General features: G+C 34.0%; 12 protein-coding genes. 2 read left to right on the top strand and 10 right to left on the bottom strand.

The window, feature by feature from the left end; genetic code table 11:
* Positions 1–137: 137 nt before the first annotated feature.
* The 4 genes from VLC96_RS11925 to VLC96_RS11910 form a co-directional block, all read right to left on the bottom strand.
* Positions 138–2,042 (bottom strand): DUF3858 domain-containing protein, encoded by a 1,905-nt coding sequence (locus VLC96_RS11925; protein ID WP_325263187.1) that lies wholly within the window; start codon positions 2,040–2,042, stop codon positions 138–140.
* Between the two features lie 189 nt (positions 2,043–2,231).
* The gene (locus VLC96_RS11920; RefSeq protein ID WP_325263186.1) at positions 2,232–3,440 is read right to left on the bottom strand and encodes a C1 family peptidase; all 1,209 of its coding nucleotides are present in this window, start codon (positions 3,438–3,440) and stop codon (positions 2,232–2,234) included.
* Positions 3,441–3,528: 88 nt separating this feature from the next.
* Complete coding sequence (locus VLC96_RS11915; protein WP_325263184.1) at positions 3,529–5,430, bottom strand: S9 family peptidase; 1,902 nt, start codon at positions 5,428–5,430, stop codon at positions 3,529–3,531.
* A gap of 130 nt (positions 5,431–5,560) precedes the next feature.
* Positions 5,561–5,971, bottom strand: a complete 411-nt coding sequence (locus tag VLC96_RS11910) for a hypothetical protein (RefSeq protein ID WP_325263182.1) — start codon at positions 5,969–5,971, stop codon at positions 5,561–5,563.
* Positions 5,972–6,205: 234 nt separating this feature from the next.
* Here VLC96_RS11910 and VLC96_RS11905 point away from each other — a divergent pair, with 234 nt between their 5' ends.
* Positions 6,206–7,318, top strand: coding sequence for an NAD(P)/FAD-dependent oxidoreductase (locus tag VLC96_RS11905; protein ID WP_325263181.1), 1,113 nt, complete (start codon positions 6,206–6,208; stop codon positions 7,316–7,318).
* Between the two features lie 3 nt (positions 7,319–7,321).
* Positions 7,322–8,071: a monofunctional biosynthetic peptidoglycan transglycosylase gene (mtgA, locus tag VLC96_RS11900; protein WP_325263179.1), complete on the top strand. Its 750-nt coding sequence runs from the start codon at positions 7,322–7,324 to the stop codon at positions 8,069–8,071.
* A gap of 93 nt (positions 8,072–8,164) precedes the next feature.
* Here mtgA and VLC96_RS11895 read toward each other — a convergent pair whose 3' ends face one another.
* The 6 genes from VLC96_RS11895 to VLC96_RS11870 form a co-directional block, all read right to left on the bottom strand.
* Entirely contained in the window at positions 8,165–8,785 is a 621-nt protein-coding gene (locus tag VLC96_RS11895; protein ID WP_325263176.1) for a GNAT family N-acetyltransferase, read from the bottom strand.
* A gap of 204 nt (positions 8,786–8,989) precedes the next feature.
* On the bottom strand, positions 8,990–11,197 hold the full coding sequence (locus VLC96_RS11890) for a TonB-dependent receptor (RefSeq protein ID WP_325263175.1): 2,208 nt from the start codon (positions 11,195–11,197) through the stop codon (positions 8,990–8,992).
* Positions 11,198–11,782: 585 nt separating this feature from the next.
* Entirely contained in the window at positions 11,783–12,601 is an 819-nt protein-coding gene (locus VLC96_RS11885) for an SDR family oxidoreductase (RefSeq protein ID WP_325263173.1), read from the bottom strand.
* A 64-nt stretch (positions 12,602–12,665) separates the two neighbouring features.
* Positions 12,666–13,253 carry a LutC/YkgG family protein gene (locus VLC96_RS11880; RefSeq protein ID WP_325263172.1) on the bottom strand — a complete coding sequence of 196 codons (588 nt, stop codon included), beginning with the start codon at positions 13,251–13,253 and terminating at the stop codon, positions 12,666–12,668.
* Positions 13,246–14,646, bottom strand: coding sequence for a lactate utilization protein B (locus tag VLC96_RS11875; RefSeq protein ID WP_325263171.1), 1,401 nt, complete (start codon positions 14,644–14,646; stop codon positions 13,246–13,248). The genes VLC96_RS11880 and VLC96_RS11875 overlap by 8 nt, the downstream gene beginning before the upstream one ends.
* Positions 14,647–14,659: 13 nt before the next feature.
* On the bottom strand, positions 14,660–15,882 hold a 1,223-nt coding region (locus VLC96_RS11870; RefSeq protein ID WP_325263169.1), incomplete at its 5' end, for a glycoside hydrolase family 28 protein.

The raw sequence follows: 15,882 nt of genomic DNA, 5'->3' as shown, positions 1-15,882 counted from the left end.
GCAGAATCTTTTGGATGAACTTTTTGCTCTAATTCGGCGATAGAAACTTTTCCTAATTTAAATTCCTGAGCATTTATTTTAGGATACAATAGAAGTAATAATAAAAGAATTAAGTAGTTTTTTTTCATTTTGGTTAATTAGTTTTTGGTTAAAATTATTTTAGCGTTATCATTTCTGGAAATTTGCTCCATAAAAAGACGAAATTCATCATACTCTTTGTTAGTGTATAATCCCTTTTTCAAAAGGAACTTTCTTTTATAAATGATATTATTGTTGTCTTTTTTTAGAATTTCGGTTTTATATTCTCCAAATTTTCCTGAGATTTCAAAATTGTTAGGAATAAATTCGATTGAAAAATTGGTTGGCAACGCAATTTCTATCTCATCTTCATCCAGAGAACCTCTTTGAATTTCCAACGGATTTTTTCTGTTTCTAATTCGTTTTACACTTTGGGTTAACGGATTAAAAGCATTTACGGCAAACATCATTTTATTCCCAGACAGATTGCCATAATTTGCAGCTGTAATCTCTGCGTTTTCGGTAAAGCTTATTTTATCACTATCGTTTTTGAAGGTAATTTTCTTGATTTTTAAATTATTAATAGTACTCCAATAATTTTTATATTTAGCTTCCATTTCTGTTGGCGACAGCTTATCATTATTAAATTTTTCATTGTATTGAGATCCTTCTGAAACAATTCCTATTTTACCTAGGAAATCACCATTTTCGTCAATAGAATAATTTCCTTTACTAAGTTGCCTGTTGCTGTTATCTTCGTAAATTGTGGTATGCACAATTTCACCACCTTCTGGCTTTAATACCAAAACGTTTCTGTCATCAGTAAATGTTCCCTGATAACCAAAAGGGTCTACCTGACTCGTACATTCTAAAAAAACATATTTATCTTTATCAGGTACAGCCAAAATCATATGGTTTCCCTGCATAGAAACAAAATCGGTTTCAATGTTACGTTTTCTAGGATTTCCATATAAAATCACATTGTATGAAGGAACATTGACAACATTAAGAAGTGCTCTGGTATAATTACTCAAAGCTTTACAATCGCCATAGCCTAAACGATCGACATCGCTTGCCAACATAGGTTTCCATCCTCCAATTCCTACTTGAATACTAACATATCTTGATTTCTCCTGAACATATTTATAGATGATTTGTGCTTTTTTAATCGGGTTGGTTTCTGTTCCTACCAAAGCTTTGATTTTTGTTTTGGTTTCTTCTGGCAAATCAGTTGTTCCTTGCAGAATTTTTTCATTATACCATTTGCCAAATTCTGTCCAACTTTTGGCATTCCCATCTACACCTTCGAGGTGAAACAATTCCAGTCCCATCATAACTCTTGGAAAAACACTAATAACAGATGGACTTATTGTTTCTGCTTTTTGAGCCATTATTTTTGTAGCCTCAAAAGAAAGCCCGGTTGAAGTATCAGCTATCTTTTTCACATTAAAACCAAAAAAATTGAATTCTTTATATTTAAATCCAAGGTTTGAAGGATATGTGATATTGAGAATACTTTTTTCTATACTTATCGCATAATCATTCAAAGGCATCCATTGGGGAATAAAAGCGGTATTTGATGTTTCCTGTTCACTTTCAAAAACAACAGTGAATGGATATTGAATGGGTGTGTAATCCAAGTAAATATAACGACTCTCTGAAAAAAGTGTACTACCTCCTACTGCGCTGACATCTCGAAAATCACTTCGTTTTACTTTTTTGATTTCCTTACCAAAAGCATCATAAACTATGGCCAAAATGTTTTTTATTGGACTTGACTTGTCATAATTTTCAAAAGCTTGTATGTCATCAACTCCATTTTCATTTAAAACAGTTACCACACGCTTGGTTTTAATATTCATACTGCGTTGTGATGCAATTATAATATCAATTTGATTGAGGCGAACAATTGCGTTGGCATTTTCTTTTAAACTATCGTTAATTGTTAGGGAACTATAATCAGTTTTTTGAGCAAAGATTAATGTAGTAAATAGTAGGGTTATGAAAGTAAATTTATATGTCATTGGAGAAAATTTAGGGTCTGGAAATATAAGAAAAATTCAATTAAAAAAAACTTAATTTATATTGTTCTTATAAATTGGAAATTAGCTAAAAGGAATTTAGTCTTGAACAATTTAAAACGACAAAAGCCGCTTCGAATTCACGAAACGGCTTTTGTAATAAATCAAAAACTCTTAAAAAAAGCGTTTTATTTAGATGTTTTTTGCTTGATCAATTTTCTTTACAATATCTGCTGGAACTCCTCCTTTATTAACCATAAATGAAGTTGTTTTGTATTTTACAAAGTTCTTAGTCACATACAAGTAACCTTTATAATCATTTGTAGTTCCCCAAGAATTTTTTACGATATAATACTCTTTGCCCATTTGATCTTTGGCAATTCCTACGATGTGCATTGCATGATCATCCGTTGTTTGATAATTATCAAATGCTTTTTGACGAAGTTCTTCAGTGATTTCTAACTCTGGTTTTGGACCGTTGAACATGTTCTCTTTTTCATCTGCAGTCATTTCATCGAACTTTTTGGTAGGAACATAAGCAACACCGTTTTTCCAACTAAAGCTTTTCTCGCTTACGTCTGTTGCCCAAGCAACCGTGTAGCCATTTTTCAAAGCATTATCAATAACTGCTGTTATATCATTCATTTTGATATTATAAACCAAATCAAAAGACCAGTTATCTGGAACCATCATCATAGTTTTGGCATAATAGGGCGCATTCGCATAAGATGCGAATTCAACATATTCGTCTGGATTAATTCCGACCACTTCTTTAGCAAATGTTTGTGGCGTATAACTTTTTCCTTTGTATGTAAAGTTTTCCGGAACCTGACCCAAATAGGAATCAATAACCGCTGCATATGCTTTTTCCCAGTTTGGTGTTAATTCACCATTTGGATTTTTTACCACAGCAGCCAACATAGCTTCGGTTAATCCAGCCATTTCGGCAAACTTATTTTTTGATGTACCATAATTCAAACCTGTATAAACCGATTGAGGCACTGCTCCGTATTTTTTATACATATTAATTACATCATGCAATTCTCCGCCATCACCCAAAGTCACGGCGCCATGCATACGCACATAGTTTTTCCCTTTTTCTAAATACGCATTTCTAGCTGAGAAAACCTGAGATAATTCTACTGGTTGTTTTCCCATTCTAATCATTTCAGACTCTAAAAAAGAGTTGGTAGAATAACTCCAACAAGTTCCCGAAGATCCTTGATTTTTAATAGAAGTATTTTCTAAATTGATCACATCCGTGAATTTGAAACTTTCGACACTTTTGGCACTAGCATTCACTTTCAATGAATTGACTAAACCGTCTTGAGCTGTCATATTATTTATTCCAACAAATAAAGTTGTTGCAGCAAATAATGATTTGATAGATAATTTATACATGTTAAAACAGGTTGAGATTTTTTTATATGTAACAAAATAACCGATATTGTTACAAAAATATTAAATCAAATAGTAATTAAGTTCTGATTTACAAAGTTTCTTTAAGCCATTTGTAAAACTCTTTTTGCCAGATTTGAGCATTTTGCGGATGTAAAACCCAATGATTTTCTTCAGGGAAATAAAGTAATCTGCTCTTAATTCCTCGAATTTGTGCAGCTTGAAAAGCTTCTTGTCCTTGCCCGATTGGTACTCTAAAATCAATTCCTCCCTGAATAATCAAAATAGGTGTATTCCAGTTCTGAACATAATTTATAGGATTAAATTCATTATACGCTTTTTGCGCTACAGCATTGTCTTTCTCCCAGTATGGTCCTCCGAAATCCCAGTTGTTAAAGAAAACTTCCTCGGTAGTTCCAAACATACTTTGAGTATTGAAAACACCATCGTGAGCAATAAAAGTTTTGAATCTATTTTTGTGAATACCTGCTAAATAAAACACAGAATATCCGCCATAACTTGCACCAACACATCCTAAACGATTTTTGTCAACATAACTTTCTTTGGCAACATCATCAATAGCCGAAAGGTAATCGTTCATTACTTGTCCACCCCAATCTTTACTAATTTGTTCATTCCATTCTACACCGTGACCTTGCATACCGCGACGATTTGGTGCCACAACGATATAGCCATTGGCAGCCATTAATTGGAAATTCCATCTAAAAGAATAAGATTGAGTCAAAGGAGATTGTGGACCTCCTTGACAAAACAAAAGTGTCGGGTATTTTTTGGTAGCATCAAAATTTGGAGGCAATACCACCCAAACCATCATTTTTTTGCCATCTGTAGTCGTAACATAACGTCTTTCAACTTTTCCTAATTGAAGCGAAGCATAAGTAGCGGTATTCACGTTTGTTAATTGTTTCCAAGTATTTTTCTTTAAATTATAAGAAAAAATCTCTGCAGCGTGGTTCATATCAGTTCTTGTAACAATGAACTCATCTCCTGAAAGCGCAACCAAATCACTTACATCAAAATCACCAGTTGTAATTTGACGAACTTGAATCGCAATTCTGGTCATTCCTGGAAAATTCACTTCAAACAATTGACGCGTTCCATCAATTGGAGCGATAAAATATACTTTCTTTCCATCTTTACTCCACATAAACTGTTCAACAGTTCCATCCCAACCAGCGGTTAAATTCATTGTGGTACCTTTAAAACTAACGACCAAATCATTTTTATCCGATTCGTATCCGTCGCGTTTCATTTGCAGCCAAGTCAAATCTCCAGAAGGCGAAAATTGTGGTGCGGTATCATATCCTAAATTTCCCTCAGATCTGTTGATTGTTTTTCCTGATTCAATATTGTATTCGTAAACATTAGTGTCTGTAGAAAGTGCGTATGCTGTACCTGCTTTTTTCTTGCATACATACACAATACTTTTGCTGTCTGGTGACCAAATATAATCTTCATCACCGCCAAAAGGTTTTTGTGGGCTATCGAAATTTTCTCCTTTTAGGATATCAATTCCTGTTGCACCTTCCTTATTTTCTTTGTAAAAAACATGATTGAATTTCCCTTCGTTCCAAGTGTCCCAATGGCGATAATCCAAGCCGTTATAGATTTGAACATTAGACTTATCCAAGTTTGGATAATAGTCTTTTCCTAATACTTTATCAATTTTTACTTCTTCATTATAAAGTAAATATTTCCCATCAGGAGAAATATTTTTGTCTGCTAAAATTGCTTTGGTATCATTAATTTCTACTGCGTTTCCGCCGCTTAGGGCAACGGTGTAATATTTAGAAGTAGATTTATTTTCTTCAACAGAAGGTGTCGATACTTTATAGACAACATTTTTGCCATCTTTGGAAATTCCTAGTGGAGTAATTCGACCTAATTTCCAAAGTAATTCAGGAGTCATTACATTTTGTGCACTTGCCATTAAACCCATCATTGTTAGCATTAAAAAGAGTGTTTTTTTCATAATTCTTGAAAATATATGTTCAGTTTTCAAATGTACCAATATAATTATCAATAATAATATTCGAAAACCCTTAAAAAAAACTTAAAAGAACTAATGCTAAATAATGTAAAAAAACGAAAGTTGTTTTATCCTATTTGTGATATATTTCAACTGTAATGATGGTTAAGAAAAAGCATAATGTCAATATTATTATGCTGGCAATCATTATCTTTCTTAAAAAGGATTTTTCAATTCTTTCTACCTGATTATCCATCGTAACCATGGCTTTGTATTTTGCGTACGGCTCGATGGTTTCCAAATATTTGATCCACCCGCCTTTTTCGTAGATTTGTCTACCCAATTCTGTCAAATCACAACGAAAACCCTGATTACTTTCTAATACAACAATCCCTTTTTTTACTAATACATCAGCGAATGATTTTGAATTTTTTAGATTAAAACCAAATTCATCTTTAAAATTAATCCGCATCATGTATTGGGATTTTGTATTGTATAATAGCTCTAAATTTACTTCTATGAGCTCATCTATATTTTCAAACATAACAAAACTTTTTAGTTCATTATTTACTTATATGCTCTTAATTACATCTAATGAAGTTGGTTTAAAAACCCACAATTTTTTTACAACACAATTATAGTGCCAAAATCATGGCTATTTCAAAAAAAAAACATATTCAGTAGGAAAAGAAATTTCATAAGAATTCAAACTTTATTTGAAATAAAAAGTAACATTCAGAACAGGAAAATTTACTTAATTTTATAAAAAAAAATCAAAATGCAACTAAGCTATTGGGAGTTAAAAAATTGGTTTAGCCAGATAGATTATACTATTGTTGGCAGCGGGATTGTAGGCCTACATGCGGCGTTGCGCTTACGCGAAAGATATCCAGAAAGTAAAATTTTAATTTTAGAAAAAGGAGTTTTACCACAAGGAGCTAGTACCAAAAATGCTGGTTTTGCCTGTTTTGGAAGCATTTCCGAAATTATAGAAGATTTAAAAACTCATACCGAAGAAGAGGTTATCCAGCTCATTCAAAAAAGATGGACTGGACTTCAATTATTGAGGAAGCGTCTTGGCGATAACACTATAGATTTCAAGCCTTATGGCGGATATGAATTATTTTTAAAAGAGGATGAAAGCTGTTTTTCTGAATGCTTTAATAAATTGTCTTTTATAAACGAGCTTCTAAGACCTCTTTTCAAAGCAGATGTTTTTGCCAAAGAAGTAGATCGTTTTGGTTTTGGAGATATTCACGAATATTTGATTTTTAATCCTTTTGAAGCTCAAATAGATACTGGAAATATGATGCAGGCTTTATTAAAACAAGCCATTGCAGAAGATATTTTAATTCTCAATCAGCAAACCCTTACCTCCTATTGTGATAACGAAAACAGCGTTGAAGTTGCTTTGGGCGATTTTAGTTTTAGTACCAAAAAACTGTTCTTTGCTACCAACGGATTTTCTAACAAACTCACTCAAGGAGCTGTAAAACCAGCCAGAGCACAGGTTTTGATCACAGAACCTATACCGGATTTAGATATAAAAGGAACTTTTCATTTGGACAAAGGGTATTATTATTTTAGAAATGTTGGCAACCGAATATTACTTGGCGGCGGAAGAAACCTTGATTTTGATACCGAAAATACTACCGAATTTGGACAAACAGAAATTGTGCAAAAAAAATTGGAGGACTTATTAAAAAAAGTAATTTTGCCCAACCAAAAAGTCCAGATTGAACACCGCTGGAGCGGAATCATGGGCATGGGTAATAGTAAAAAACCTATAGTTTCACAACTCTCTGAAAACGTGTATTGTGGCGTTAGACTCGGAGGAATGGGAATAGCAATAGGTAGTTTAATAGGAACCGAATTAGCAGATTTAGTATAAAAAATGGCAACCAAAATAACCCCAAAAAAATCAACAAGTAAGAAACCCGCTAAAAAAAAATCAGGCAATTTTATAACCAAAATAAAATGGTTTTTATTGAAAGTGTTGTTGTGGTTTTTTGGACTCTCCATCGCATCAGTGGTATTTTTTAAATATGTACCAGTACCAATTACGCCTCTAATGGTAATCCGCTATTTTGAAAATAGTGCCGCAGACAAAGAAAACCATTTTAGCCACAATTGGGAGCCAATCGAAAAAATTTCAATGAACCTACAAAAAGCTGTAATTGCAAGTGAAGACGGGACTTTTTTAACTCATAATGGCTTTGATTTTATAGCTATGCAAAAAGCTTACAAAAGCAATGAAAGAGGTAGAAAAGTGAGAGGTGGAAGTACCATTTCGCAACAAACCGCCAAAAATGTTTTCCTTTGGCAAGGTCGCAGTTATTTTAGAAAAGCGCTTGAAGCTTATTTTACGGTTTTAATTGAAGTCATTTGGGGCAAACAACGCATTATGGAAGTCTACCTCAACAGTATCGAAATGGGAGATGGCGTTTATGGAGCTTACGCAGCAACCGAGTATTGGTATCGTCGTGATGCGTCGAGCTTAACGATGCAACAAGCAGCCGGTATTGCAGCTATTTTACCAAATCCACGAAAATTTAAAGCTACCAGTTCTTCTTCATACATTAACAATAGAAAAACAAAAATTGTTCGAATTATGAGACAGATGGGGAAAATTAAATATAATTAGAAAGTGTGATATTTTTTACCACAAATATTCAACCCAATCTTGTCGTTCTAAGCCACAAGATTGTGATAAAAAATAACTGAAATATATTAGCTTTTACTTTTGTATTAAACAATTATTTGCATTCGAATATTCAGCAAAGAAATCTCTTTTAGTAACTTTCCAATCTTCGGAAATGATGCTGAAATAAACATCATCTTTACTTTTCCCTTCAGAATCGATATAGTTATTTCTGAACAAACCTTCTTTTACGGCTCCTAACTTTTCTATTGCTCGTTGTGATTTTTTATTTTCAAAATCAGCACTAAATTGTATTCTCTTAAATTGAATAGTTTCAAAACCAAAGTTTAACAATTCATATTTACAAGCTTTATTCAATCCTGTTCCTTGAAATTCCTTGCCATACCAAGTCCATCCAATTTCGCATTTTTGACTTGCATGATTTAAATATCCGTATCTCGTGCTTCCGGCAACTTTATTAGTGGCTTTATCAATAATCAAAAACGGATAACATATTCCTGCTTCCTTTTGTTTCAAAGTGCTTTCTATATAATTTTCAAAATCAATTTCATTTCGAATATACATTCCCATGTATTCCCATATTTCATCATCAAAAATAATTGCTTTCAGTTCAATGTTTCTTTCGCTTTCAAAAGGAATCAACAAGACTTTTTCGTTTTCTAAAATGATCTCAGATTGTAATATTTGGCTATTCATATTGTTGCTTTTTATTACAACAAAAATAATTCTTTTACGATTTTTAATAATTTGACAAAAAGAGAATTTTGTTATAAACCTAATACAATTACAACAACTTAAATTTACCGCAAGGTCGCAAAGTGTTAAGCAATGAACGCCAATCTTGCGAACTTTACTTTACATAAAATCAATTTCTTTGCGCTCCTTGCGGTTAAATGAATTTTAGAATTTAAACGATATTCCCAGCACACCATTAATTCCAATATTTGGAATTCCTGAAGTTGCCAATCGGGATAAATGTGGGATATATGTTTTGTTCAGTAAATTATTTCCATTCAGATTTACTTCAAAAGCAGTTTCTCCTAGTTTTACTTTTCCTCCAAAACCCATATTTAGCAAAGTATAACCATCTGAAGAAATATCATATCCGCTTACATTGTTTTGGCTAAAAGTGGTAGAAACATTCAGCGTCGCAAAACCTTCCTCAAGCCATTTGCCAAGAACAAAATCCGTTTTTAAAGTGTTATTCCAATTATTTGCTGGAATTTGAGGCAAATATCCACCACCTTGCAATTTTCCTGTTACGGTTTCAAAACTGGTTTCCAAATGCAGCCAATCCAGAGGATGCGGATGAATGTGCAAAGCAATTTCACCTCCATACAAATTAGCATCGTTCTGAATGTAATCATACACTTTCACTCCATCAATCTCAGTACCTGATGGGGATGCGTAAATATAATCGTTGATATGATTGTAAAAACCACTAACGCTAAACTCAAAATGGCTGATTTTATATTCAAGATCCAAATCGGTTTGCAGGTTCTGTTCTGTTTTCAAATTAGGATTTCCAATTTCGTATCTAAAAGTTCCTTCGTGAACACCATTCGAAGATAACTCAGCCAGATTCGGCGCCCTGAAACCTGTTGCTGCATTCAAACGGAAAGTTAAATCGGTTGCCAGATCAGTTTTATATCCTAACGAAGCATTAAAACTATCATACTTTTTATTAAGCGCTTCAAAGTAACCTTCCTCACCAACAATTCCATGTTCATCAGAAACCAAATGTCTGTTATCAAAACGAATTCCTGCCTGCAATGAATTTGATTTCCAAGCATAAGTCCCTGTTCCAAAGATTCCGAAATCATTGGTTGTTGCATCCGGAATTAAAAATTCTGTACCTAAGTTTTTATTATCCTGAGACATTCCTTGTACGCCAACAATCGTTTCTACTTTGCCAATGGTAGGCAAATAATATTTGATATTATAATCAAAAGTATTCAAAATCATATGCAAAGCGGCATCATTGCTGTCTTCAAACTCAGAACGGTCATTTCTAATATATCCCAGATTCACATCCATTTTTGAATTCTTAAAAAACAACGTGTTATTCAAAGAAAGCAAATTATTATAAACACCTTGTTTTGGGTAAGCCGTTTTCTTTGTAGTGGTTTGGTCCGCTATTCCATCTTCTGGAATTCCAAGATCTAAATTATTGTAATTGTATCTCAAAACACTAGAAAATTTGGCATTGCTATACTCGACTCCGGCTTTAAAATCCATTTCTTGAAAACGGGTATTAGTCACACGATCGCCATCCGGAATTTTGTAATCCGATTGAGTATTGTAGGCTCCACGAATTAAATATTTCCAATTATCGGTAGAAGCTTTTAAGCCTAAGGTAGTGCTGCTCCCAAGTGTATTAGAGAATAATCTTTGTCCAAAATCTCCCTGAAAAGTATTAGCCAGAGCAAATTTTTCGGGATTAAAAAACAGAACTCCACCCAATGCATCTGAACCATACAACAAAGACGCTGGCCCTTTTATCACTTCGACATTTTCTACTCCCGCATCATTTAGTCCCAAACCATGTTCGTCACCAAATTGCTGATTTTCTAATCGAACTCCCTGACTATAAACCAAAACCCGATTTCCGCTTAGTCCGCGAATTACAGGTTTACCAATAGAAGTTCCTGTCGAAACCTGAGAAACTCCTGGAATAGTTGCCAATCCTTCAATCAAAGTGGCACTTCCTTTGGATTGCATCGATTTGATACTTTCGCGATCGACTTTCATTACATTTTGAGATTGTAATTTTGAAAAAGGAGTTGACACAATGACCTCATCCATTTGAAAAGCCTGCTCGTCCAAAACAACATTCAGCGTTTGGGTATTTTGGACTTTTACAATCTTTTTACTTTTGGTTGCAAATCCAACGTATGAAAACACAAGAGTTACATCCCCGTTTGGAAGTTCATTTAATGTGTAAGCTCCATTTTCGTCTGTTTTGGTTGATTTATGCAAATCTGAAGCATCAACAGTAACTCCAATTAAAGGATTGTTTTTAGAATCGGTTACTTTTCCCGACACCGAATTTTGAGCTTGTATAAAAGTGCTAAGCCCTAGAAATAGAGCTAATATATATTGTTTCATTTAAATAGTTGTATTATCCCAATCAAAGTATTTATGATAGGAAAGTGATTTTTTTTAAAATAGCTATTAGTTTTAGCGAAGCTGCAACCTGCTTTCTGAGATTTGAAATCTATTTCAGTAAATTAAAAAATCGGGGGACCGCGATGGGAATACAAACTGCCTGAAAACGAAAAAACAGTTTCAGTCTTTGTGAAAAAATAAGGAATTTTGATATCCCCAAAGAAGAATGTTTGGGAAAATTTTACCGGAGTTATAAAAGTGCTAAACCCAAATTGGCAAACATAACAATGATCAAAATCGTGATGTTGATGGGTTAATTCTGATTTAGAATTGTAAACGTGATGGCATTCTTTTTTTGAAAACTGCTCTTTTAAGTGACCTACACTATCAAATGATTGGAACAGTATTGAGAATAATACCGCAACAATCAACGAAAGATTTATTATGAGCTGTTTTCTTTTCATCTCTGCAAAGGTACTAAAACAAAAAAACTACAACGGTTTAAAGTTGTAGTTTTGTTTTAAGCAATTATTAAAAATAGATTAAGCCAAATTGGTTTGTAATTTTAAATTTTCTTAAAAAAAATTAAACTCCACTAAAAATGGTGAATCCTCCATCTAAAGTTACTTTAGAACCATTAGCAAATTTTGAAGCGTCGCTTAACAACCAAATCAAGCCTCCATTTAATTCTTCTGGACTACCGAAACGACCATAAGGTGTTTTTTGAATTACCAAATTTCCTCGCTCTGTCAAGCTACCATCTTCCTTAGTTAATAATGTTTTGTTTTGTTCCGTTAAGAAAAAACCTGGCGCAATAGAATTGATACGAATCTTATCGCCATAACGTCTTGAAAGTTCTACAGCAAACCATTTTGTATAAGAATCGATTGCCGCTTTTGCCAAACTATATCCCAAAACCTTTGTTAATGCCTGCACTGTAGCAACTGAAGAAATATTTACAATACTTCCGCTGCCTACTGTATCTTTTATCGCTTCACCAAAAATTTGTGTTGGTAAAAGTGTTCCAAACAAATTAAGATCCATTACTTGTCGCAAAGCATCCATATTTAATTTGAAAACATCCTGATCTGGCTGTACAACCGCATCCGGCATATTTCCTCCCGCAGCATTTACTAAACCATCGATTTTTCCGTATTTGGAAAGGACTAAATCACGAGCTGCAATTAAATCAGCTTCTTTGGTAACATCGGCTATCAAAGCAATCGCATTTCCTCCTTTATCAATAATAGCCTGAGTGCGTTCATTAGCTATTTTTACATTTCGTCCTAAGATACAAACCGTTGCGCCTGCCTCAGCAATTGCGTCTACAAAAGCTCCACCTAAAATTCCAGTGGCTCCTGTAACTATAATAACTTTATTATTTAATGTGAAATCTGTTTTCAAGTGGTGCTTATTTAAATTAGTTTTATTTTCAGTTGGGAAAGATACAGAATTTATAGAAAAAGAATTACTCCATTAAAAAAACGGTTAATCCTCTAGCTCCATGCGCTCCCAAAACCAAAGATTGTTCGATGTCTGCCGTTTTTGATGGTCCAGCTATAAAAGTTCCAAAACCATATTCCTGATTTCCAATTCGGTCATAAGCCTGATGCATTTTGGCAACAATGTCTTTTTTATCGACAACAATTGCCAAATATTGCGGAATAAATGTCGAAACTCTTTGTCCCATTAAATCATCAGTAATCCAAAGTGCACTATTTTCGGCAACGCCAAAATGAGCTTTGACCAAAATTAATTCGGCATCTTGTAAAGAATGTGGATCATTAGTAGCCCAATCCAAATTAGCAATTTTTGAAAGCTCAGGAATCGTAGATAAGATTCGCTTATTACTATCGAAGTGCTGTTTTACAAAATCAACAATTTCATCATAGTTAGAAACTTCTGCAAAATCTCCCCCAATGCTTTTTAAAACCGATTTATATTGTTCTAATACATCCAAATTTGTTTCCTTCAAAGGTTCTAAACTAGGAAGTTCATTCAGTTTTTTTGGCTGATTTTGCTTTATTTTGTTTAATATAGAATCTCTGCTACTCATCTTTTTTTCCTTTATTTGCTTTCCCATTCCTCTTATACCATTCTCTAAAAGATTCTTCTGGCGGTGCTGGCATTTCGCGCTGGTCGTACCATTTATTCAATTTGTTATTTACCAATGCTGGAAAATTTTTCATTACAAAACGACCTGTTTTACCGGCAATTTCAAACACAGTTGGATTGGCCAAAACTGCTGACATCGTTTGCATGGCAACTGTTTTGGCTGTTGGAGTATACCCTTCTTTTACCAAAACTTGTCGCCATTTGTATAATTGATCATGAATATCGATTTTTACAGGACAAACATTTGTACACGAACCGCACAAAGTACTGGCAAATGGCAAATCGGCATTCTTTTTCATGTCTAAATTTGGAGCCAAAATAGAACCAATGGGTCCTGCAACCGCATTGTGGTAACTATGTCCACCGCTTCGACGATAAACCGGACAAGTGTTCATACAAGCGCCACAACGAATGCATTTTAAGGAGTTTCTAAAATCTTCTCTCCCTAATTGCTCGCTTCTTCCATTGTCAACAATTACGATATGAATTTCTTTTCCTTCTATTGGTTTTTTAAAATGACTGGAAAAAGTAGTAATAGGCTGTCCTGTGGCGCTTCTTGCCAATAATCTCAAGAAAACCCCTAAATGTTTACGCTGTGGAATTAATTTTTCAAATCCCATGCAGGCTATGTGAACATCGGCTAAATGTGCGCCCATATCGGCGTTTCCTTCATTAGTACAAACCACAAATTCACCAGTTTCGGCAACGGCGAAATTAACTCCTGTCAAAGCCGCTTTACGAGTTAAAAAAACATCTCTTAAATGCTGACGCGCTGATTCAGTTAAATATTGTGGGTCAATATTTCCTTTTTCAGTTCCTAAATGTTCATGAAAAGTCTCGCTGACATCTTCTTTTTTTAAGTGAATGGCTGGCAAAACGATGTGACTTGGCGGTTCATTTCTAAGTTGAACTATACGTTCTCCCAAATCAGAATCGATAACATCAATACCTCGCTCCGTTAAATAATCATTCAAATGACATTCTTCGGTAAGCATCGATTTCGACTTTACCATTTGTTTTATCTGATGTTTTTCTAAAATCGAATGAACGATGGCGTTATGTTCCGCACCATTGGCGGCCCAATGAACAATAATTCCGTTTTTTTGTGCATTAGCTTCAAACTCCACTAAATAATCGTGAATGTTTGAAAGCACATTGAATTTTATTTGCGAAGCTGTTTCGCGTAATAATTCCCATTCCGGAATTTGATGTGCAGACCGGTCTCTTTTTTCACGAACAAACCAAAGCGTTTCATCATGCCAGTTTACTCTTTCTACATTTTTATTAAAAAGAGCTGCAGCTTCACTATGTGGAATGGTTTTCTTTGAATCCATCTTATTTGTTTTATTATTTATCCGAAAAATTCAATACATTTTCGGTAATGTATTTTTTATCAGTAATCATATCTGCTTTGGTATTTTTAAGAAAAATATTTTCGACAGGCAATTCTTTTTGGGCCAATACTCTTGCAATAAACTTTACATTATTGGCACTCACATTTTCGAGATATATATTTTTTATTGGAGTGAGTCTTCGTTCGATGGTTGGTACCAAATCTCTCCATTGGTACAATACATCTGTTTCAATTCCAAGTATTCCTTGATCAATTTTACCACACTTTGTATTGCTCAAATAAATATTGTTTACATAACCACCTCGGCGTTCGTTGGTTTTTATGAACAGTAAATGATTTAGCTTTGCTCCATCAACAACATTGCAGTTATTGATAAAAACATTTTCGACTCCACCAGACAATTCACTACCAATGGCAACTAATTGATGCCCATTTTTAACGGTACAATTTCGGATAACAATATTTTTGGAAGGTGTATTTAATCGCCACGCACCGCTACCACATCCCGATTTAATTGCAATTGCATCATCACCTTGGTCAAAAACACAATTTTCAATTAACATATTTTGGGTCATCTCTAGGTCAACACCATCATTATTGTGTCCATGTGCATAAACTTTGAGGTTTCTAAGCACAACATCTTTAGATAAAAAAGGATGAATTGTCCAAAAAGGACTATTGGTAATGGAAATGCCATCCATCAAAATATTTTGACAGCGATTAAACTGAATAAATTGCGGACGAAAATGAGCAGTGTCATTCACCATTTGTCTTTCTTCCAAAGGTTTGTTGTAAGATGCCAAATAGTATAATCTTTTCAAGCTTTCCATATGGGCTTTGGGACGTTTAAACCACTCTGTCCAAACATCCATCTTCGCCTTTAATTGTCCTTCGCCTGTGATTGCAATATTTTTGCATTGATAGGCATAAATCAATGGGGAATAATTATAACATTCATAACCTTCCCAAGTACTGCTGACAGCGGGTAGGTAATCATTTGGATCTTCTGAAAAAAGCAACACAGCATCTTTTTCCAAGTGCAAATTTACATTGCTTTTAAAATGAATTTTGCCTGTTATCCATTCGCCTTTGGGAATAACAACAATTCCTCCACCCATTTTATTGGCTTTGGAAATAGCAGCGTTTATGGCATTAGAAATTTTAACTTTATTTCCTGATACAGCACCAAAATCGGTAATTATTAACTTTTTACAAT

Source organism: Flavobacterium sp., assembly GCF_035456085.1.
GTDB lineage: Bacteria > Bacteroidota > Bacteroidia > Flavobacteriales > Flavobacteriaceae > Flavobacterium.
This window is presented reverse-complemented; position numbering and strand designations above follow the sequence as displayed.

Coding starts and splice junctions, on each gene's coding strand:
- VLC96_RS11915 (WP_325263184.1), bottom strand. CDS start 5,430: ATGAAAAAAACACTCTTTTTAATGCTAACAATGATGGGTTTAATGGCA.
- VLC96_RS11880 (WP_325263172.1), bottom strand. CDS start 13,253: ATGAGTAGCAGAGATTCTATATTAAACAAAATAAAGCAAAATCAGCCA.
- VLC96_RS11920 (WP_325263186.1), bottom strand. CDS start 3,440: ATGTATAAATTATCTATCAAATCATTATTTGCTGCAACAACTTTATTT.
- VLC96_RS11925 (WP_325263187.1), bottom strand. CDS start 2,042: ATGACATATAAATTTACTTTCATAACCCTACTATTTACTACATTAATC.
- VLC96_RS11875 (WP_325263171.1), bottom strand. CDS start 14,646: ATGGATTCAAAGAAAACCATTCCACATAGTGAAGCTGCAGCTCTTTTT.
- VLC96_RS11910 (WP_325263182.1), bottom strand. CDS start 5,971: ATGTTTGAAAATATAGATGAGCTCATAGAAGTAAATTTAGAGCTATTA.
- VLC96_RS11890 (WP_325263175.1), bottom strand. CDS start 11,197: ATGAAACAATATATATTAGCTCTATTTCTAGGGCTTAGCACTTTTATA.
- mtgA (WP_325263179.1), top strand. CDS start 7,322: ATGGCAACCAAAATAACCCCAAAAAAATCAACAAGTAAGAAACCCGCT.
- VLC96_RS11895 (WP_325263176.1), bottom strand. CDS start 8,785: ATGAATAGCCAAATATTACAATCTGAGATCATTTTAGAAAACGAAAAA.
- VLC96_RS11905 (WP_325263181.1), top strand. CDS start 6,206: ATGCAACTAAGCTATTGGGAGTTAAAAAATTGGTTTAGCCAGATAGAT.